Genomic DNA, 20,355 nt, shown 5'->3' with positions numbered 1-20,355 from the left:
CTATAAAGGTTAGTTATGAAAACATTAGGAGCCTCAGAAGCAAAAAATCGCTTTGGCGAACTGTTAGACTTGGCTCGAAGAGAACCAGTAAAGATAGCAAAAAAGGGACGTAATGTTGCAGTCGTGCTGTCAATCGAGGAATTTGAGAGATTTTCCGAGTTAGAAAATCAACTTTTGGCTTTACAGGCAGAAAAAGCTCATCAAGAAGGTTTTATCGGAACAACAGAAAGTGAGGCTTTACTGTCAGAAATTTTAAATGCTTAAGATTAACCTATCTCGACAGGCAACTAAACGCTTAAAAAAACTGCCAGATAAACACGCCAAACAAGTAGCCACAAAAATAACCGAACTGAGAACAAATCCCTATCCCCAAGATTCTCTAAAGTTAAAAGGATACTCTTATCATAGAGCCGATATTGGTGAATATCGAATCGTTTATCGTGTTGAGGAGCAAACACTAGAAATCTTGCTGATTGACAAACGAAACGATGATGAAATTTATAAACAACTAAAGAGAACAATATAGAGAATCTTAATTATCAACCATCAATTAATTAGCGATATTATTCCTGCTAAAATCAAGAAAAACAAATTATTTTTAAACACTCATGAGCATTAATGTAACATTTCCCGAAGAACTCCTCATTGCTGCCAGAGAAGAAAAAGAAGCATTCTCTCGTAAAGTCATAATTTATACATTAGGGCATCTTTATCAAGAAGGAAAAATTTCAGCAGGAATCGGCGCACAAGTATTAGGATGCGATAAATATACATTTTATACACTTCTCTCTGAGTATGGTTTTTCCATTATTGATTACACAGCAGAAGAATGGGAATCAGAAATACAAACCAGCCGTAAATTAGCCCAAAAAATCCAAGAGAATGAAGATAATTGTTAATTCTACACCGATCATCGCCTTATCTTTGATTAATCAATTAGATCTTCTTAATCAGCTATTTAATGAAGTGATTATTTCTTGGGCAGTTTATCAAGAAATTGTCATCGCTGGAGATAATAAACCGGGGGCAAAAGAACTCAAAAATGCCAATTGGATTCAAGCTCAAGAAGTTGCATCATCATCTCCTCTTGAACCGCTATTACTAGGATTAGATCGAGGAGAATTAGAAGTTATTCTCTTGGCAATTTCAATCAAACCAGACTGGGTAATTATAGATGAGAAATTAGCAAGAAGAGTTGCCAAAGCTATGGAATTACCCGTCAAAGGAACATTAGGAATTCTCTTGGTTGGTTTTTATGCAGGTTATCTATCTAAACAAGAAATTTTATATTTATCACAACAGTTAGTTGATTATGGAATTCGTATTAGTTCTCCGATTCTTAATTGGCTAAAAACAGAATTAGACAATGATCATTAATACCAAATCAATGCAAAATAAACTACCATGAAACAACTAATCGTACACATTCGTGACCAAGAAAAAGCAGAAACACTCTCTAAAATTTTAACTGCTTTAGATTTTGTTGACTCCGTAGAAATCATCGAAGATCAAACAACATTATCTGATAACGAGCAAGATTTTTTTGCCCTAGCAGGATTGTGGGAAGACAGGGATATTACCCCTAAATCTATCCGTGAAGCAGCATGGCGAGAAGAAAACCGATGATTTTATGTGACACCAATATCCTCATTTAATTCTATAAAAACAACCATAGAATTATCGAAGAGCTTCGCCATATTGGACTAAATCAACTAGCCATTAGTTCCATTACTCAAGCCGAATTATATTATGGAGCAATCAATAAAAATGAACTAAACAAAATCAAAAGACATCTCGGATTGCTACATACCTTTCCTGTAGATGTCGCAATATCCAATCAATTTATTAACTTAATGGAAACCTACTCCCTCAGTCACAAACTCAACATCCCTGACGCTATCATTGCCTCAACAGCATTAGTGCAGAATATTAAGCTATATACATTGAATTTGAGAGATTTTTGTTTTATTCAAGGCTTAGAACTCTATGATCTGTCAAATGAATAACCCATCAACGTTAGCATTTTCCAGCGTTCAGCGAACCAGTCATGAATTAGTCAAAAAATCAAAGAGAATGAAGATAATTGTTAATTCTATTCCCAACTTAGTCCCTTTAATCCTTCATTTTGGGGGGGAGGTTGCCTGAAGAGAAGTGTATCAAAGTATTAGGGATGTTAGTCGCTGGTGGCGGTGATTCTTGTTCTATGAATTAGCCTCCGCCTTATCCAATTAAATCAGCAGTCTGCTCCCCAGTGTCTTCGACAAGCACAGAAATCCGATAACATAGTTAATAGGTGACATCGGGAAAAAATCATCTATGGCAACTACATCAGAAGACGTATGGCGAATCTTAGCCGAATTAGCGACTGCTCAAGCCGAATTGACTGCTGCTCAAAAAGAAACTGACAAACAACTGAAGGAGACTGACCTACTATTGAAGGAAGTTAGTCAACAACAGAAGGAAAACGCCCAACAAATCAAGGAAACTGACCGACAACAGCAGAAAACTGACAAACAACTCAAAGAATTAGGTCAGCAAATTGGGGGACTCGGGGCAAAATTCGGCAGCTTTACCGAAGGACTTGCTCTCCCTTCAATGGAAACGATTCTCAGACAACGGTTCGGCATGAAAGTTGTTAGTCCCAGTGTGCGAGCCAGCGAAGATGGACAACACCTAGAAATTGATGTCCTTGCCTATACTAATGGTGAGTTAAATACTGCCTATATCGTCGAGGTTAAAAGTCATGCTAGAGAGGAATCTATTACACAATTAAAAAGTATTTTGCAACGGTTTCGCAGCTTTTTCCCTGAACACAAAGATAAAAAACTCTATGGCATATTAGCGGCGGTTCATGTATCCCCAGGATTACGCGAAAAAATTCTGCAAGAAGGGTTTTATGTGGCTCGGATTCATGACCAAGTGTTTGAACTCGATATTCCCGATAATTTTCAACCTCAAATCTATTAAAACAGCAAAAGCGATCGCTTTTGATCTGAATCTTGTCCGGGATGACTTTTATCAAGAAAAACAATCACCTTCTTTTCTCAATCATCGATCGTTTTGACCTGTAAGGGTAAGTCAAAAATTTTTACCTACCCCCCACCTCCTACACCACGCACCCCGTCTCCTTTTCAGGCTCTCTGTCACCCCACGAGGGATCGGTATTTTGGGGAGGACGGGATTTAGTTAAATAATCTTTGCAGAAAAGTGCTTTGATCCCGCAGGAAAACCTGAGCGCAATTGCGCCCCGGCATCCCCGAAATTGAGCCGCCGGGGTGAGTTCCTGCCCCAGTTAAATAAAGGTTTTTAATGGGGGTTTTGTAGTTAGCTATTTCTGGCAAAGGACGCAGGAAAATCATCTGATCTAAGGTCATATCAAGATGATAGTAATTACCCTTATAGGAACCCAAACGATTAGCTAATTCGGCCGGACTTTCCACCCGACGAGCAATAATGGCGGATTTGAGATTCGGGGCATAATCGGCCAGTTTATCAAGAACTCGATCGGCCACGCAATTTTTTAATTCTTCCGTCCATCCCGTGCCGTTTAATCCCGTTCCCTCGGCCCCGGCAATCTGATAGGGGGCAAAAAATTCGATCCAGAGGGTATGCTTGCCTTGGGGAGCCATGGAGGGATCGAGAATAGTGGGGACATCTAGGTACATCGAGGGATTTTCGTCGGGAATCTGCCCCAAAATCGTTAAAGCGTGGGCCTGTTCAACGTGACGCACGGAATCGGCGATGAGAATCGTTCCCTGTAAATACTCCTCTTTGTGATCGTAAGCCTCAAACCTTGGCGCTTCGGCGAGGGCGCAATCAATTTTAAGAATTGTTTCATTGTTATTGACAATTCGCCGTTCTACCCTTTCTCGCAATTCCGGATCAGCGGCATCCACATCGGCGGGGGCGACTAACTGTAAAAAGACTCGTCTAGCGTCAATATTAGAGATAACAGCTGCTTTTGCCAGATATTCCTGTCCAGAGTCCACCCTAACCCCGATCGCTTGTCCTTCCTCAATTAGAATCTGTTTAACTTTCTGCTCGGTTAAAATTACCCCACCGAGACTGACAACACATTTCACCAGAGCCTCGGTTAGTGCGCCCGTACCACCACGAGGGCGAGCCACCCCGGGGGAGTGACGCATCGCCATCATCATCATCCCGGAGGTAATACCTTTTTGGGAGGGAGGAGCGCCAATTTCTGCCGCTAGACGAGCCAGGGGTGCTTTGACAAATTCGCTCTCAAACCACTCATTGAGGACATCTTCGGGGGAAGTAATCATCGTGCGGATGAAGTCGAGCAGTTTCTTTTTCGAGCCGATCGCTTTCCAGACACTAGCTAAGGCACTAGAGTTATAATTGCGGGCGATTCTGAGCAAATCTTGGGGCGGAGCGTTAAACCAAGGCCCGATCGCATTCATCAACTGTCCCCAATAGTCGATAAACTGAAGGTAACGATCGGCATCTCGCGGACAAAACTGGGCAATTGCGGCGTGAGTTTTTTCCAGAGAGCGATAGGAAAGAAAATATTGGCCGGAGGGATGGGGACAGAAAACGGTAGGATCGAAGAATAAATACTCTAATCCGTGGCGTTTTAGCTCCAATTCCTCAATTACCGGTCCCAAAAAAATAAATTCGTGATCGATCGCACAGAGATTAAACTTAAAATCGGGGGCTAGATCTGGGATAACCGCTTCTGTGGTAGCCGCTCCTCCCGGTACGCTACGCTGTTCCAGAAGGAGGACGCGATAACCGGCTTTGAGGAGATAGGCGGCACAAACTAAACCATTATGCCCCGCACCGATGAGGATGACATCGTAACTTTCCATGCAGTTTCAAAAATTCCTATTTTTAATTTTGCGCTTTTCTTGGCCTTAATATGTTAAAAATAGTTAAAGATTAGCTGCGGTCAGCAGATTTCAGCGAGCAGTTATGAGTGAGCAGGTAGAAAACATTTAATTTTTCCTTTTTTTTATGAGTTCTTCCATCAAAGTTATTCAACCATCGGGTATTTTAGATGGCAACCAAGCCGGCCAATTTCGCCAAGAAATTGCCGAAGCCGTGCAGGGAGGTTCAGAGGTTATTATCGTTGATTTCCAGAATGTCACCTTTATGGATAGTTCTGGTTTAGGGGCGCTAGTTTTATCCTTAAAAACTGTGCGTTCTGCGGGGGGTAAACTATTAATCTGCTCGATTAATGAGCAGATAAAAATGTTATTTGAATTGACTGATATGGATCGAGTTTTTGAAATTTTTAATAACCGAGAAGAATTAGAACAAAAAATCCTCGGAAGTTAATTAAGTAGTCGTGCAAAAATTAATTTATTGGTTGGGATAGGCAAAAGCTTTATCGAAATGTGTAATTAATTTTACTTAGGTACTTAACGAAAATCCACCTGCATAATCGAAAGATCATCCCTAAAATTGCCATCAAATTGTAAAGCTTGAATTTTTTCAATAAAATTATCGAGATTTTTAGCCGAATTACCGTGATAATTTCGTAAAGATTGAATAAAGTTCTCCAGTCCCCACATCCTACCATCAACACAATCGATCTCGTAAATTCCATCACTAAAAAGATAAAGGCTACTGGGTAAATTCAGGCATTTAACCTGATTAATATATTCCGCTTCCGGAAACATTCCGATGGGAAACCCGGGAGCTTTCAGTCTGGTTTCAATCATCTGGCCAAAAGGTTTGTGCGTCAGGAGAACTGCCGGGGGATGACCGGCGCTGGCATAGGTTAACTGTTGTTGTTTCCGATCATAAATTCCGTACCAGATAGTAAAATATTTATCATTCTTAGGACTGATTTGATAAACTTGATTTAACCCATGTAAAACCTGATTAGGTTGATAGTAATTCACCTGACTTAAACTGCGGGAACGGAGTAAATTAATCACCGAAAGGGAAGGTAAAGCCGCTCGCAAACCATGGCCAGCCACATCTAAAAGATATAACATCAAATGGTCCTTATCTAACCAATAATAATCAAAGCCATCGCCCCCCAATCGACGAGAAGGAAGGAAGCGAAAATCGATAGCAAGTTTTGGAGAAATGAAAGGTTCTGGTAACAGCGATCGCACATATTCCGCAGCCTCCGCTAACTCCATTTCTAGTAATTGTTTTTGCGCTTGCAGATCATGACTTAATTGATACAAACGTATTCCCGCCCGCACCCGCGCTCTTAACTCATTAATCTCGATCGGTTTACATAAAAAATCATCTGCCCCCGCATCCAATCCCCTCACCCGATCCTCCACCGATCCCAAAGAAGTTAAAAGGATAAAAAAAGTCGTTGACAGTTGGGGATTGAGCTTAATTTGCCGGCAAACTTCCAACCCATCGATCCCCGGCATCATCCAATCACAAATAATCATCGCCGGGTTCAGTTGCCCCGCTTGCTTTAATCCTTCTTCCCCATCACCGGCAATAAAAACCTCGTATTCCTTCTGCAACGCGCGGCTCAAAAACGTTTGAATTACTCCATCATCATCAATTACTAGAATTCGTACCATTTTTTTTGTGACTCGACTATCTCAATCTTACTGCCTACTCCTGACCCCCTGACAGATGACTTTGCTTGTCCCTCAACCAAAAATTAAATCCAGAATCGATCCAACACATCAGTCATAGTTGGGGAAAAATGGTATAACTTCTAGCGTAAGGCATTGCAGAGGTAAGCCGGGGGTGAAGATTTCTTTTCAGGTAGATAGCGATCTCAAGTCCTTAGATACCGTTTTAAAATATTTTGAGCAACTTGAACCGGCGGGCATTGCCCAAAAAGACTGGCTCCAGTGTCAGCTTGCTCTTGCCGAAGGTTTTACCAATGCTGTCCGTCACGCTCACCGACACCTACCTCCCGAAATCCCGATCGAGATCGAAATCGAGATTACCCGATCCCAGATGGAACTTCGCATCTGGGATCGGGGTTCCGTCTTCGATTTAGAGGGCTTTATCGAGAAAAATGCCCATCTTGACCATAGTTTCTCAGGTCATGGGCAAGGACTGCCGATCCTGCAAAAAATCGCCGATCAACTCAGTTATACTCACAATGAAGATCAGCGCAACTGTCTGTTAATTATTAAACAATTTTCCCGCCATGAATCCGATCGCGCCCCTCGTTTCTCCTAGTTGGTTAGTGAACAATCTCGATCGCCCCGATCTGATGGTTATTGACTGTCGTTTTCAATTAAACGATCCCGATCTCGGTTATCAAGAGTATTTAGCCAATCATATTGAAAATGCCTTCTATTTACACCTAGATCGCGATTTATCGGCTCCCGTTGCCCGTCATGGCGGACGTCATCCTTTACCGAATCCGCAGACAATAGCCGCTAAATTAAGCTCTTTAGGGGTGATTTCCGGTCAAACCCATGTGATCGCCTACGATGCCTCCCGTTTTGCCTTTGCCAGTCGTCTCTGGTGGTTATTACGTTATCTGGGCCATGAACGAGTCAGCATTCTCGATGGTGGTTGGCAAAATTGGTTAAATGCCGGTTATCCCGTCTCTAATCAGATACCTGTGCCAAAAACCGGCGCTTTTCTCCCCCAAGTTCAAGAGGATTGGGTAGTCACAATTGAGCAGCTAAAAAGGCAAAAAGAGCAAGCGGGAGTGGTGTTAATTGATGCTAGGGAAAGCGATCGCTATCGGGGCGAAAGGGAACCGATCGATCCGATCGCCGGCCACATTGAGGGGGCGCTTAATTATCCCTGGTTAGAAGTCACCGATAGTCAGGGTTTTTCCCAACCCCTGGCCGAGCAAAAACAACGTTGGCAAGAGCGGCAAGGCGATCGAGAAATTATCCTCTACTGTGGTTCGGGAGTGACAGCCTGTGTCAATATCCTTTCCCTTACCCTAGCCGGATACGACAATGTTAAGCTATATTCTGGAGGTTGGAGTGATTGGTGTTCCTACCTGATCTAACCGGCCCTATTGATACCCATCTATCGAGAAAGATTATCAAAATGACCTAATTACTGTACAATCCCTCTATTATCACTTTTAATTATTCCGAAACTATTATCTAGTTTGTCTCCTAAGTGGGTGGGTGGAATTAAATATAAGATAAACGTAGGTTGGGTTGAAGCATGAAACCCAACGCCCGCATGGGTTACGCTACCGCTAACCCATCCTACAAATAATTGTGTCTCCCTACTTAGACAAAAAAGCTAATTTTTATTTTAGTTGCTATCCTTTTGCTCTCAAATCACCGCTATTCCCCAAAGAATAGTCGTTTTCCCCCGTAAAATTACTAAAAGGTAATTTTATAGTTAAACTCTATAAAAAATTAGGTATGTATTTTGTATGACAGAAGCCGGTCTTTGTCATTGTAATGGTGGCACCCGTCCGAAAGATCGCCTTTCGATTTTTGTGGATGGCAATAATATGTTTTATGCTCAACAAAAAAATGGTTGGTTTTTTGACCCGCGCAAGGTGTTAAATTACTTCACCAACGACCCGAATATTATGTTAATTAATGCCTTTTGGTACACGGGTTTAAAAGATTCCCAAGATCAAAGAGGTTTTCGCGATGCTTTAATTAGTTTGGGTTATACGGTGAGAACGAAAATTTTGAAAGAATATTATGATGATAGTTCCGGTCGTTTTTCCCAGAAAGCTAATTTAGACATCGAAATTGTCGTCGATATGTTTAATACTGTCGATCAATACGATCGAGTGATTTTATTTAGCGGTGATGGCGATTTTGAACGAGCGATCGAACTATTGCGCTCTAAAAATACTCATATTACCGTAGTTTCTACGGAAGGGATGATCGCTAGGGAATTACGCAACGCCACCGATCGCTATATTGACCTGAATGATATTCGCAAAGATATCGAAAAAAGTGATTATTAACCGGCCGTTTTGTCTTTAAACCAGCTATTTATCCTATTTTTCTTTATTGGTAGTCCTCACCCCAACCCCTCTCCCAGAAGGGGATAGGTGAGGCAATTAACCATCTCTTGTTTATTTTTCCTTGAGTCGAAATAGTAAAAACTGATTGACCTGATTGGGATTAAAGTTATTATCACTGATTAAAATCAAAGAGCGACTACCATCTGGTAATCTTGGACCGAGAGTCATTCCTTCCAAATTATCTAAATCAATCCCCAAAGTCCCTAAATCTAGTAATAATTTTTTCCGCAAGGGTTGCACCTGTAAAGCTTCTAATTCCCCCGGTATTCTGGCGATTTTCGAGGTATCGGTGGCGCTTGCGTTAACTACCTGAAAGAGTTTCGCTCCAAAACCTTCTAAACCAAAAGTTCGCTCTAAACTGAGAAAATAACCCTCTTTTTCTAAAGCTAATAATTCCGTTAAACCGTAGTATCTCGCACCACTGGGTGGCTCATCTAACACATACAATTGTTCTGATACTAACACCGGCGCACCAATCGGATCAATAACATAATGAAGAAGTCGCACTCTGAGATTTTCTGCTCTTTTTCCCGTGGGACTATCTTGAATTAAAGCGCTTTCTGTGGCAGTAAACAAACGAAAAGGATCATCTTTAAGAGTGCTGGTAATCCCTAAAGTTAAGGATTCAAACCCTAAATTATCCTGTATTCCTTTTTGATTGCTATCATCTGGTAAAAAGCGATTAGGAATTAACAAAGACTCCTTTAATTGTCCCTGCAAATCAAATTCAGCCACAAAAGGAGCAATTCCCTGTTTAACCGCACCTTCACTGGAAATAAACAAAGTTTGTCGGGGCGAAAAAGCGATACCTTCCGGGTCGATCGATCCCTTTTTAAACGTTTCTCCCTTGCCATCTTTTAGGAACGTAACCGCCTCTAAATTCACTTTTTCGATTTTTTCATCATTTATCTGCAAACTAGCCGTATAAAAGCGGGCCGGAGCTTTCTGAGAACGATCATCACTGAGGAGATAAAAGCGGTTATTGGCGCGATCATAGGTAATTGCCGATAATCCCCCCACCCTTGTCCCTTGATAATCTGCTTCTGGTAATTGATATTCTCCCAGAAACTCGACCGAGAGAGGTGGAAACATTCGTTGTTCTGCCAAAACTTGCGGGGAGACACCACAGGCAGCCAGACTAAAGGTTACAATCAAACTAGCAATTAAACCCAAAATTGGGAAACGGTAATTTTCGGCAGTCAGTCTCTTATAGAATCGATCGATCACAAAATATAACCCTCTACTACGCTCTTATCAATCTATTATGCTACGTTTTTCTCTCAGTTTATGGCTCTGTTTGATCGGTACTTCCCTTCCTCTCCTAGCACAAACAGAAACCCCTGCACCCAATCCCCTCGAAACTCCCCTAAAAAGTCCTTTATTACCCGCAATTGATCGCCCTTTAACTCCCTTGGAGCATCGTCAACTGTTATTATACATCGATCAACGCGATGCTGAAGCTCAAGCTAAATACGATGCGGGATTAAATGAGGAAGCTTTTCCCATCTGGTATGAAGTGATTAAATTAAATCGTTATTTAGGAGCAAAAGAAGAAGTAAAATCTTTGGGAAAAGTGGGGTTAGCAGCTTGGAATCGAGATCGAACTGAGGATGTTAAATTAATTACTGCTCGTTTAAAATCTTTGCAACAAACCGCAGAAACTAACCAGACAATGGAGGAGGAACTATTAGCATTATTAGGTACATCCTATCAACAGGTACGAGCTTTTAATGAGGCGATAATTATCTATGATAAAATCCTAGCTACTGCCAGAAAATCTGGGGATAATCTGGCAGTAGAAGCAAATTTAAATCAACTTGGTCAAATTCATTTATCCCGTTTTGATTATCAAAAAGCAGCCCCAGTCTATGAGGAATTATTAGCAGTAGCTAAAGCACGGAATGACTCGCTCAAGCAAGGAATTTATCTGCAAAGATTAGCAGAAATTTATCGAGAATCTCTACAACCAGCTAACGCAGTAAAAATTAAAGAAGAAATAGCTGAAACCCAGATCAGAAATCAGCAAATACAGTTAATCCCCGCTCTAAAAATTCAAATTGGTTTGGATTACCAAGCTTTAAAAGATGCAAATAAAGCCAGCCAAAACTTTCAAGAAGCCTATTCTCTCGCTTTGGCTTTACAACAGTACGGCACGGCAGGAGAAGCTTTAAATAAGTTGGCAGAACTTTATAAAAGTTATCAACAGGTAGATTATGCTTTACAAATCTATCAAGAATCAATTAAAGTCCATGAATTAGGCTATAATTACTACGGTTTAATGAATACCTACGATCAAATCGGTCAAATTTATCTAAAGAGAAAAAATTATCCCCAAGCTTTACTCGCTTTCCAAAAAGGTGCGGAATTAGCCCAAGCTATCCGTTATCGTGAACAATATTTTCAAACCCAAATCACCCAAATTAATCAAGCAATAAATAATCCTGAATAGTGATCTTTAAGTATTTGAATAGTTAACTATCAGATGGACAGGGAAATGGGGAAGTGGGGAATTTCAACTAAAACCCTAAAACCCTAAAACCCCAACACCCCAACCCACAACACCCTAAAACCCAACCCCCAATGGACAACTCCTATTCTCAATTAAGGGAAGACTTGCTGAAATTGCTGCAACGCTTGCCACAGTCGAAAGATAGTAAATGGATTCAAAGATCTCTGGAAGCAATAGTCAGAATTGCCGGGGAGGAAATCGATCGCCTCGATTGGAAAATTTTAACCTATGCGATCGAAGATCTAGAAAAGGGATTTCAGGTATTTTACCCCTACCGTCACATTCGTAAACTGACCATTTTTGGCTCGGCACGCATCAAACCTGACAGCAGTGAATACCGTCTGGCAGTAGAATTCGCGCGCTGTATCAGTCAATACGGTTTTATGGTGTTAACTGGCGCTGGGGGTGGCATCATGCAGGCAGGGAATGAAGGCGCCGGACGGGAAAATTCCTTCGGATTAAATATTCAGCTACCCTTTGAACAGGGGGCTAATCCCTATATCATAAATGATGCCAAATTAATCGATTTTAAATATTTCTTTACCAGAAAACTATTTTTTCTGCGGGAAAGTGACGCAGTAGCTTTATTCCCCGGCGGTTTCGGCACCCAAGATGAGGCCTTTGAGACGCTTACCCTCTGTCAAACGGGTAAATACGGACCTGCACCCCTAGTATTGATTGATGAGCCGGATGGGGACTACTGGCAAACTTGGCAAGAACAAATTAGTGAAAATCTGCAAAAAAGAGGACTGATATCCGCCGAAGATCGGAATTTTTATACAATTACCAACGATCTAGACTACGCTTGTCAAACAATTCGCCACTTCTATCGGGTGTATCACTCCAGCCGTTTTGTGGGAGAATCCTTTGTTATTCGTCTTAACCACGAACTAAGCGGGGAACAGATCGAACAAATTAACCAAAACTTCGGCGATATCGTAGTTAAGGGGAAAATCGAACCTAGTCAAATTCTAGAACGAGAGAGTCGGGATTCCAGCCACCATTTACCCCGTCTAGTTTTTTACTTTAACGGCAAGAGTTACGGACGCTTGTATCAGTTAATTGCTCACATCAACGATTTGAGTCCTGTAGTTGCTCTCGAAGAGCATCCCGAAAGAAAATAAACCCTAGGCCAGAGTTTCCGGACAGTATCCTAAACCCTTAGTAAATTGTTGCCGAAAAGCCTCTATATCTTGCTGATCCGGGGTACCATGGGACACGATCGCCACCTGGTAACGACGCATGACATCAATGGGGGATTGTCCCGTTTCCAAACTCCAAAAAACCATCTGGAGACGCATTTCCGGTTGATAGGGAATCCCTAACTCATTCATGTAGGCGCGAAAATCACCGTGTTGGCAAGGGGTGAGCATTTGATTAAACTTTATCTTGACCACCCAACCGTTAATCTGATGAATAACCGTCATGACGGAGGAGGGCAGATGAGTCATCGATCGCAGGTATTCGGTGACTCGTAGCGTTAAACTAGCATTAGCAAGAAAATAGAGATAGTCCATAGTGGCCGCCGGGCTATTGGCTAATAGTCACAATTAGTGTTATATCTCTAGTCTGACGATAGACCGTTCTCGATACCAAGGGGAGAAATCCCCGATTTAGTGAAGTTCGCCTGGGTAGGATTACCCAACTTTTGCGAAGATCTTTATGATGACAATGACGATGACCCCTGACCAACTACTCTCTAGCTACGATTATCACCTTCCTCCGGAGTTAATTGCCCAAAATCCCGCAGAACCCCGAGACAGTTCCCGTCTTTTGGTGGTAGATTCTCCCAATAGTCATAATTTGGCTATTTTTCGGGATTTACCCACTTGGTTAGAGTCGGGGGATTTGCTGGTTTTCAACGATACCCGGGTGATTCCGGCCCGTTTATTTGGCCGTAAAACCACGGGTGCCCCCGTAGAAATATTACTACTAGAAGAACAGGATGACCATCGTTGGTTATCCCTAGTCAAACCGGGAAAACGCTTTAAAGTCGGTTCAGAAGTCCTTTTTTATCCGAAAACAGGGCGAACGGAAGACGAAGCAAAATTATGGTTAGCGAAAATAATCGACCGAGATCTGAATACCGGTGGTCGTCTGCTGGAATTTGAACCTCATCCCGGGCGCAGTTTTTGGGATATGTTGGAAGAGTACGGTCATATTCCTTTCCCCCCCTACGTCACCGAATCGGAAGCAGAAGAAGACCGTTATCAAACAGTTTACGCTGATAAACAGGGTTCTGTGGCCGCTCCCACGGCCGGACTACATTTTACTCCCGAATTATTCCATAAGCTCGCCCAGAAGGGTATAGATACCGCCTATATCACCCTTCATGTGGGGGTGGGAACCTTTCGTCCCGTGGAAGTGGAAAATATTGCAGAACACATAATGCACCAAGAATTTTTGCATATTTCCGCCGAAACTGCCCAAAAAATCGCCCAAACAAAGGCCAAAGGTGGCCGGGTTATTGCCGTGGGGACGACGGTGGCCCGCGCTTTGGAAGGGGCAATCAAAGAAACTAAGAGCCAGAAATTAACCGCTTTTCAGGGAAAAACCAATTTATTTGTCTATCCGGGTTATCAATGGCGAGTTATCGACGGCATGATCACTAATTTTCACCTACCCAAGTCTAGTTTGATGATGTTAGTTAGTGCCTTAGTCGGACGGGAAAGACTACTGGCATTGTATCAAGCAGCTATCCAAGAACGTTTCCGTTTCTATTCCTTCGGTGACGCTATGTTAATCCTACCCAGCGCTTGCAGCAGTAATCGGTAAGTAGTTGGACAAAATTACCTTCATACCCTAGAAAGAAGGAGGGCCAGAACTGTGGAAAGGGCAACAGGAAAGGGAAAAATATGTGTAAGCGGCCCGCGCATCTAAATTGGTCTAGGTCGATTATCGAAACACCTCTAGCCTGTTGTCTATCCTAACCAAGAAATGAAAAGAAAAGATGTTAAAATCGGTCGCCGCCATTTTGGCAAATCCTGGCAAATATTGGTGATTATTGCCTCAGTCGCCGCTGCTCCCTTTGCTATTTTTTATCTGATTGCCTTGGCTTATCTTTGGCAAGGCGATCGACTTTTGGCCGCGGGGGAGAAGGAATCGGCTCTGTCTGCTTACCGAACCGTTTTATCTTTCCACGAAAATTCAGTTCAAGCCCATATAAAAATCGCTCAGGTCTTGCAAAGTCAAAAACGCTATTCTGAAGCCTTAGAAGCATATAATCGTGGCTTTATCGTTAATGATAAACCACCGATGGAACCCTCCCAAAGTAATTATTTAGTGGCTTTGGGGGATATCTTCGCCCAAGAGGAAAAATGGTCAGAGGCGATCGATGCCTACCAAAAAGCAATTATGATTAAACCAACTTTTAAAGCGCAATTTCAGCTAGGAAAAGCCCTTTATAGTTTACAACGTTGGGATGAGGCGGCGAAAGCTCTGCAAGCAGCGGTTTTTCTCGATCCTAGTCAGGGAAAAGCCTATTTTTATCTGGGAAAGGCCTACAGTGAACAGCAACTCTGGCAAGAGGCCAGTTATGCCTATGAGCAAGCTCTAGAATTGATACCTAGTCAGGGTGAAATCTACAAAAAATTAGGAGAAGCCCTAGGAAAACAGGGAAAATGGCAGGAAGCAGAGCAAATATATCGACAGGCTTTAATTTACGCTCCTAAAGATGGGGATATTTATAATTATCTGGGCAAAGCTTTAGCGGAACAGGGAAAACTAGGGGCAGCCATGGCAGTTTTTCAACAGGCGCGGCAAATTAGCCCCAAGAATGCTAATATTTACGAAAATCTTTGTTATACCTATATCAATAGCGGTCAGATCGATGAGGGTCTAAATTGGTGTCGGCAGGCCGTAGAAATTGATCCCAATTTATCAGAAGCTAGATTTATTTTACAGGAAATTCAACGGGGGCGATTAATTCACGACAATCCCGAATTATTAAAAATGCCAGAGATAATTCCCAGTGTTAAGAGTGATCCTCTGGTGAATTTAAAACGCTCAATTGTTAAAATTGTCGTGCGCGGCAAAAATAAAAATGGTATCGGCACTGGTTGGTTATTAAAACGAGATCAAGATACAGCTTGGATCGTGACTAACCGCCATGTGGTGACGAATTACCGTCAAGAAATCGATGCAGGGTCCCGCATTTTTGTGGAGTATTATAGCCAACCACCCCAGGGAAAAATTCGCAAGCGTTCAAAAGCTAAAATTCTCCACACTACCCCCGCTGACGACTGGCTCGATTTAGCAGTATTGGAGGTAAAAAATCCCCCCCCAGATTTAAAACCTTTAGCTTTAGCACCCCTACCAATTGCCGCTAATCAACCAGTAATCTCGATCGGTAATCCTTTTAATCAAAAAGATTGGACTGTCAGCAAAGGCACGGTTAATGATAATAACGAAAAATCCTTAAGTTTATCCATGTTTGTCGTTTCTGGACAGTCGGGAAGTCCAGTTTTAAACGATAAAAATCAAGTGGTGGGAGTGATTTCCCAAGCGAGTTTATTTTGTGCCAATCCCTCTACTCCTAAACCCCTAGAAAATGCCGTTAGATTGGGTTGCGGTTTCGCGATTCCCATTGACAGAGTGCGAGAAAGGTTAAGGGAGTGGCAATTATGAATTATGAATTATGAATTATGAATTATAAATTATAAATTATGAATGATGAATTGGGGAGTGGGGAACTTTTTCAGTTATCAGTGAACAGTAATCAGTAATCAGCTTCTGAAGGCAAGAGGCAAAAGAAAGAATCTGGCAATTCTCCTACCTAACAAGAAGGTTATAAACTAAGTACATCAAAGCTTTTAGATTAACAAATTAGGTTTTAGTTTCGGCCTTTGTTATTAGTTATCAGTGGATAGTGATCCTAAATCCGGTTATTAAAAACTGATTATTTATTCCCCTTTGCATGAGTGCCTCTTGCATGACTGCCTCTCCGCATAACTAGCCTGTACTCAACGGATTTAGTATGATTTATCACTGTTTACTGTTTACTAAGTACCTAAGCAAAATTAATTACACATTTCGATAAAGCTTTTGCCTCTTGCCTATTGCCTCTTGCCTGTCTTCACTAGGAAATTTATTTTGCATGACTACTTAAGTAGCTGGTTATAATTAAATTAAAAATGGATTTTAGGTTCGATCCCCCCTTAGTCCTAGGGTTGATTCATAGTAGGGTTGATTCATAGTAGGGTTGATTCATGAATCAACCCTACCCTTAGTCCCCCCTTGATAACGGTGGTGTCTGATAATTTTTAACGCCTACCTACTTATTTACTGTTTACTGGTTACTGATAACTGTTTACTGGTCACTGATAACTGATAACTGATAACTGGTCACTGATAACTGATAACTGCTATGCTACTCTAGGCAGAAAACCATTTGATCGAGAACACCGTGGCTAACCAAGAAGCAACTTCCCCCGCTATTCGTACCCCCTTATACGAGCTAATTGCCCAACAAACCAGCAAATTTACCCCTTTTGCGGGTTGGGAGATGCCGATACAGTTTAGCGGCCTAAAAACCGAACATAATGCTGTCCGCAGTGGTGTCGGGATGTTTGACATTTCCCACATGGGCAAATTTATCTTAACTGGCGATAATCTGGTTCAATCTCTCCAAACCCTAGTTCCCTCTAATTTAGCCCGTTTAAGGGCAGGAAAAGCACAATATAGCGTTTTACTCAACCCGGACGGTGGCATAATCGATGATATTATCTTTTACTACCAAAGCGAAAACCAAGGCGTATTAATTGTTAATGCCTCAACCACCGATAAAGATCGAGAATGGATTTTAGGCAATTTAGAGGGGTCGGGGGTCAAATTAAAAGATTTATCGCGAGAAAGGGTCTTAATCGCCCTGCAAGGACCCAAGGCGGCGACAATTTTACAGCCCTTGATCGGGGAAAAATTAAGCGATTTTGGCCTATTTAATCACTGGGAAAGCCAGCTTTTCGGGGAAAAAGTTTTTATCGCTAGGACCGGTTACACGGGAGAAGATGGCTTTGAAATTATGGCCTCCCCTGAAATCGGACAGCAACTTTGGACAGAATTCTTAAATTTAGGGGTGACTCCCTGCGGTTTAGGGGCCCGGGATACCCTGCGTTTAGAGGCAGCTTTAGCCCTTTATGGACAGGATATCGACGATAGCACGAGTCCCCTAGAGGCTGGCTTAAATTGGTTGGTTCATCTGCCAGAAAAAGGCGATTTTATCGGTCGTGATGTCCTTGAAGACCAAAAACTTAATGGTGTCAATCGCCTCTTGGTGGGATTGCAGATGTCCGGCAAACATATCGCTCGTCACGATTATCCGGTAGTATTTGCCGGGGAAGCGGTGGGTAAAGTTACCAGTGGCACTTTATCACCAACTTTAAACACAGCGATCGCTTTAGCCTATCTTCCCACACCTTTCGCCTCGATCGGACAGGCGATCGAAGTGGAAATCCGCGGCACCACCTACCCCGCTACCGTCGTTAAAAAACCCTTTTACAAAAGTAAAAAGTAGTGGTTTGTTTCAGCTAATTTGGTGTATTAGAAAAATGCTATAAATTCTATAATCTAAGACTTTAAGCCGAAATCTATTGCCCTATTTTAGCTGAAACAGTCCAGTAGGGTGCGTTACGCTGCGCTAACGCACCAACCTAAAGCACCGAGAAAAAAGGAGCAATAATTTGGTGGGTTACGGCGAACACAAAATCAATACTAAACTGTAGCAGTTACCGTCGCCTAACCCACCCTACAGCTGATAACTGATAACTGAAAATGCAATCCGTAGACTTTACCACCCTCAGCGCCACTTGTGCCGAAATTGCAGCCACTTGGCTACCGGCGAGACTAGAACAAGTGTATCAAATTGATCGCCAAACGATCGCCCTCTATTTACGAACCTTTGATTGCAAGGGATGGTTAATTATTTCTTGGCATCCCCAAGGGGCGCGGCTGCATATTGGTGATCCGCCGCCGAAAATCCCCGATACCTTCACTTTTAGCGATCAATTGCGTCATCAACTCAATGGTTTTGCGCTGACGAAATTAGCATTTGTGGCCCCGTGGGAAAGAGTCATCGATCTGCAATTTGCCAAACGTCCCGATGATCCGGCGCTGTGGCATTTGTATATAGAAATTATCGGCAAATATAGCAATGTGATTTTAACTGCGGCTGACAATCAAATTGTCACCGTTGCCCATCAAGTCAATGCTACCCAGTCTAGTGTTCGCACCGTACAAACGGGACAAATCTATCAACTACCCCCCGTTTTATTGGCCACAGATCCCAGTTTAGAAGAATCCTTGAGCAGTTGGCAAGCCAGAGTTAGTTTAATCCCTAAAACTATCGAAAAACAGTTAGTTAGTACCTATCGTGGGGTTAGTCCAGTTATCGCTCGATCGCTGTTGCAAAAAGCCAAGATTAACCCGAAATTAAACACCGATCAGTTAGATACTAATGATTGGGAAAAGCTTTTTTCAGTCTGGCAAGAATGGTTAAAAATCCTTGAAAATAAAACCTTTCAACCCGGATGGACAAGCGAAGGTTATACAGTGATCGGTGGGGAGATGCTGGCAGCGGCTAAAAATGTCCAAGAATTATTAAACCGTTATTATAGCGACCAAATTAATCAAGAAAGCTTTCGACAACTACAGCAAAAATTAAATCAAAAAGTCATCTATTTACTGACTAAACTGCAAACCAAAGCGGCGGGATTTCAAACAAGACTAGCAGAATCCGCTCATGCTGATCGCTATAAAGAGCAAGGGGATTTATTAATGGCCAATCTCCAGCAAGTACAGCAGGGAATGACTAGCATTAGTTTGGCGGATTTTCAGACAGGAAAACCTGTTATTATTCCTCTCGATCCCGAAAGAAATCCCGTACAGAATGCCCAATATTTTTATAAACAACATCAGAAATTAAAAAGGGCGCGGTTAGCGGTGGAACCTTTATTAGAGGAAGTGGTCAGTGAAATTAATTATCTCGAACAAGTGCGATCAAGTGTAAGTCAACTAGAAAATTATAGCAGCGGCGAAGATTTACAGGCTCTAGACGAGATACAAGAAGAATTAATTCAACAGAAGTATCTAGAAAGCAATTACCAGCGTAATCGGACGAATAATAAAGAATCGGAACCTATGCGCTTTATTACTCCCTCTGGAATAGAATTATGGATTGGCAGAAATAACCGTCAAAATGATCGGCTAACTTTCCGTAGTGCCAGCGATTACGATATTTGGTTTCATAGTCAAGAAATCGCCGGTAGTCACGTTTTACTGCGTTTAAGCCCTGGTACAGTTCCAGAAGCCGCCGATCTGCAATTTGCCGCCGATTACGCCGCTTATTATAGCCGCGCTCGCCATAGTGAACAGGTTCCCGTCGTCTATACCCGTCCCAAATACGTCTATAAACCCAAGGGTGCCAAACCCGGTATGGTGGTTTACAAACAGGAAACGGTAATCTGGGGCTGTCCTCAGAGGGTTGAGGATTACCGCAAAAAATAATTTTTTACCAAATTGTTTACTTTTTTTTACACAAAATGGGTATTGTCTGTTACAATTTTTACTAGAGAGACAAATGCAGTTCAGGCGCTTGGGAACGCAAGAACTATATTTCCTCAGATTACAACAACAAACAACAGCAAACCAGTGGTAGCAGCCGATAGTCGGGGGAAAGACACAAGAAACCGACTATTCAGGTGATATTAAAGCAACCACTGGTATTTTATCGCCTCTACTTAGGGTTTGCGGCAAAAAGTTTGTTGGTGGGGTTAGGAGTCAGGAGTCTGTCGTCAGGAGTCGGTCGTTTCAGGCTTTGTTGCCCTCTTTTTTTGTACCAGTTTATGTACTACGAGGAGAATAATGCAAGGTTTTTGAATGTCCCAATCCTATTTTCTTGCACTAACATCAGATTTTAACAGGTCAAAAGCCT

Annotated in this window: 21 protein-coding genes; 17 read left to right on the top strand and 4 right to left on the bottom strand. The window is 42.2% G+C overall.

All coding sequences use genetic code 11. The features are described 5' to 3' along the window. Nucleotides 1–15: 15 nt before the first annotated feature. The 7 genes from ACE1AQ_RS19450 to ACE1AQ_RS19420 all read left to right on the top strand — a co-directional run bounded on the left by ACE1AQ_RS19450 (nucleotide 16) and on the right by ACE1AQ_RS19420 (nucleotide 2,967). Entirely contained in the window at nucleotides 16–264 is a 249-nt protein-coding gene (locus tag ACE1AQ_RS19450; RefSeq protein ID WP_002739617.1) for a type II toxin-antitoxin system Phd/YefM family antitoxin, read from the top strand. Further along, nucleotides 257–526, top strand: a complete 270-nt coding sequence (locus ACE1AQ_RS19445) for a type II toxin-antitoxin system RelE/ParE family toxin (protein WP_002739840.1) — start codon at nucleotides 257–259, stop codon at nucleotides 524–526. Before ACE1AQ_RS19450 ends, ACE1AQ_RS19445 begins: the two co-directional genes overlap by 8 nt. 82 nt (nucleotides 527–608) lie before the next feature. Beyond that, nucleotides 609–899: a UPF0175 family protein gene (locus ACE1AQ_RS19440; RefSeq protein ID WP_008203693.1), complete on the top strand. Its 291-nt coding sequence runs from the start codon at nucleotides 609–611 to the stop codon at nucleotides 897–899. Next, complete coding sequence (locus tag ACE1AQ_RS19435; RefSeq protein WP_374809044.1) at nucleotides 883–1,377, top strand: DUF3368 domain-containing protein; 495 nt, start codon at nucleotides 883–885, stop codon at nucleotides 1,375–1,377. The genes ACE1AQ_RS19440 and ACE1AQ_RS19435 overlap by 17 nt, the downstream gene beginning before the upstream one ends. A gap of 27 nt (nucleotides 1,378–1,404) precedes the next feature. Continuing rightward, the gene (locus ACE1AQ_RS19430; protein ID WP_002780145.1) at nucleotides 1,405–1,626 is read left to right on the top strand and encodes a hypothetical protein; all 222 of its coding nucleotides are present in this window, start codon (nucleotides 1,405–1,407) and stop codon (nucleotides 1,624–1,626) included. A gap of 50 nt (nucleotides 1,627–1,676) precedes the next feature. After that, the gene (locus tag ACE1AQ_RS19425; protein ID WP_306438774.1) at nucleotides 1,677–2,006 is read left to right on the top strand and encodes a type II toxin-antitoxin system VapC family toxin; all 330 of its coding nucleotides are present in this window, start codon (nucleotides 1,677–1,679) and stop codon (nucleotides 2,004–2,006) included. Nucleotides 2,007–2,316: 310 nt separating this feature from the next. Continuing rightward, entirely contained in the window at nucleotides 2,317–2,967 is a 651-nt protein-coding gene (locus ACE1AQ_RS19420; RefSeq protein ID WP_108937216.1) for a DUF3782 domain-containing protein, read from the top strand. Nucleotides 2,968–3,182: 215 nt separating this feature from the next. Here the strand turns inward: ACE1AQ_RS19420 and crtO are convergent, their stop codons facing one another. Then, nucleotides 3,183–4,829, bottom strand: coding sequence for a beta-carotene ketolase CrtO (crtO, locus tag ACE1AQ_RS19415; RefSeq protein WP_110544023.1), 1,647 nt, complete (start codon nucleotides 4,827–4,829; stop codon nucleotides 3,183–3,185). A gap of 145 nt (nucleotides 4,830–4,974) precedes the next feature. Here crtO and ACE1AQ_RS19410 point away from each other — a divergent pair, with 145 nt between their 5' ends. Further along, nucleotides 4,975–5,298, top strand: coding sequence for an STAS domain-containing protein (locus ACE1AQ_RS19410; protein ID WP_110544026.1), 324 nt, complete (start codon nucleotides 4,975–4,977; stop codon nucleotides 5,296–5,298). A gap of 83 nt (nucleotides 5,299–5,381) precedes the next feature. On the opposite strand, the gene ACE1AQ_RS19405 is transcribed toward ACE1AQ_RS19410, so the two are convergent. Then, a complete protein-coding gene (locus ACE1AQ_RS19405; RefSeq protein WP_110544028.1) occupies nucleotides 5,382–6,518 on the bottom strand; it encodes a PP2C family protein-serine/threonine phosphatase in 1,137 nt (378 codons plus the stop codon). Between the two features lie 172 nt (nucleotides 6,519–6,690). On the opposite strand from ACE1AQ_RS19405, the gene ACE1AQ_RS19400 reads away from it, so the two are divergent. From ACE1AQ_RS19400 to ACE1AQ_RS19390, 3 genes are all read left to right on the top strand, one after another. Further along, on the top strand, nucleotides 6,691–7,134 hold the full coding sequence (locus ACE1AQ_RS19400) for an ATP-binding protein (RefSeq protein WP_008203672.1): 444 nt from the start codon (nucleotides 6,691–6,693) through the stop codon (nucleotides 7,132–7,134). Continuing rightward, nucleotides 7,103–7,927, top strand: coding sequence for a sulfurtransferase (locus tag ACE1AQ_RS19395; RefSeq protein ID WP_008203670.1), 825 nt, complete (start codon nucleotides 7,103–7,105; stop codon nucleotides 7,925–7,927). The genes ACE1AQ_RS19400 and ACE1AQ_RS19395 overlap by 32 nt, the downstream gene beginning before the upstream one ends. Before the next feature lie 381 nt (nucleotides 7,928–8,308). Continuing rightward, nucleotides 8,309–8,860 (top strand): NYN domain-containing protein, encoded by a 552-nt coding sequence (locus ACE1AQ_RS19390; protein WP_002751943.1) that lies wholly within the window; start codon nucleotides 8,309–8,311, stop codon nucleotides 8,858–8,860. 111 nt (nucleotides 8,861–8,971) lie between these two features. On the opposite strand, the gene ACE1AQ_RS19385 is transcribed toward ACE1AQ_RS19390, so the two are convergent. After that, a complete protein-coding gene (locus tag ACE1AQ_RS19385) occupies nucleotides 8,972–10,147 on the bottom strand; it encodes an esterase-like activity of phytase family protein (protein WP_110544030.1) in 1,176 nt (391 codons plus the stop codon). A 37-nt stretch (nucleotides 10,148–10,184) separates the two neighbouring features. Here ACE1AQ_RS19385 and ACE1AQ_RS19380 point away from each other — a divergent pair, with 37 nt between their 5' ends. Next, nucleotides 10,185–11,369, top strand: coding sequence for a lipopolysaccharide assembly protein LapB (locus ACE1AQ_RS19380; protein WP_008203666.1), 1,185 nt, complete (start codon nucleotides 10,185–10,187; stop codon nucleotides 11,367–11,369). A 131-nt stretch (nucleotides 11,370–11,500) separates the two neighbouring features. Further along, nucleotides 11,501–12,553, top strand: a complete 1,053-nt coding sequence (locus ACE1AQ_RS19375; protein ID WP_110544032.1) for an LOG family protein — start codon at nucleotides 11,501–11,503, stop codon at nucleotides 12,551–12,553. Nucleotides 12,554–12,556: 3 nt separating this feature from the next. Here ACE1AQ_RS19375 and ACE1AQ_RS19370 read toward each other — a convergent pair whose 3' ends face one another. Continuing rightward, complete coding sequence (locus ACE1AQ_RS19370; protein WP_106909396.1) at nucleotides 12,557–12,946, bottom strand: hypothetical protein; 390 nt, start codon at nucleotides 12,944–12,946, stop codon at nucleotides 12,557–12,559. Nucleotides 12,947–13,106: 160 nt separating this feature from the next. Between ACE1AQ_RS19370 and queA the strand changes: the two genes are divergently transcribed. The 4 genes from queA to ACE1AQ_RS19350 all read left to right on the top strand — a co-directional run bounded on the left by queA (nucleotide 13,107) and on the right by ACE1AQ_RS19350 (nucleotide 19,928). Then, complete coding sequence (gene queA / locus ACE1AQ_RS19365) at nucleotides 13,107–14,204, top strand: tRNA preQ1(34) S-adenosylmethionine ribosyltransferase-isomerase QueA (protein WP_110544035.1); 1,098 nt, start codon at nucleotides 13,107–13,109, stop codon at nucleotides 14,202–14,204. Nucleotides 14,205–14,366: 162 nt separating this feature from the next. Further along, nucleotides 14,367–16,055, top strand: coding sequence for a serine protease (locus ACE1AQ_RS19360; protein ID WP_008203660.1), 1,689 nt, complete (start codon nucleotides 14,367–14,369; stop codon nucleotides 16,053–16,055). A gap of 778 nt (nucleotides 16,056–16,833) precedes the next feature. Next, nucleotides 16,834–17,940 (top strand): glycine cleavage system aminomethyltransferase GcvT, encoded by a 1,107-nt coding sequence (gene gcvT / locus ACE1AQ_RS19355; RefSeq protein ID WP_008203658.1) that lies wholly within the window; start codon nucleotides 16,834–16,836, stop codon nucleotides 17,938–17,940. Between the two features lie 257 nt (nucleotides 17,941–18,197). Next, nucleotides 18,198–19,928: an NFACT family protein gene (locus tag ACE1AQ_RS19350; protein WP_106909394.1), complete on the top strand. Its 1,731-nt coding sequence runs from the start codon at nucleotides 18,198–18,200 to the stop codon at nucleotides 19,926–19,928. The last annotated feature ends 427 nt before the right edge of the window (nucleotides 19,929–20,355 follow it).

Origin of the sequence: Microcystis sp. BLCC-F209 (genome assembly GCF_041928595.1) — a bacterium.
Taxonomy (GTDB): Bacteria; Cyanobacteriota; Cyanobacteriia; order Cyanobacteriales; family Microcystaceae; genus Microcystis.
Note: the sequence above shows the minus strand (reverse complement) of the source record. Positions and strands in the feature narration are given on the sequence as shown.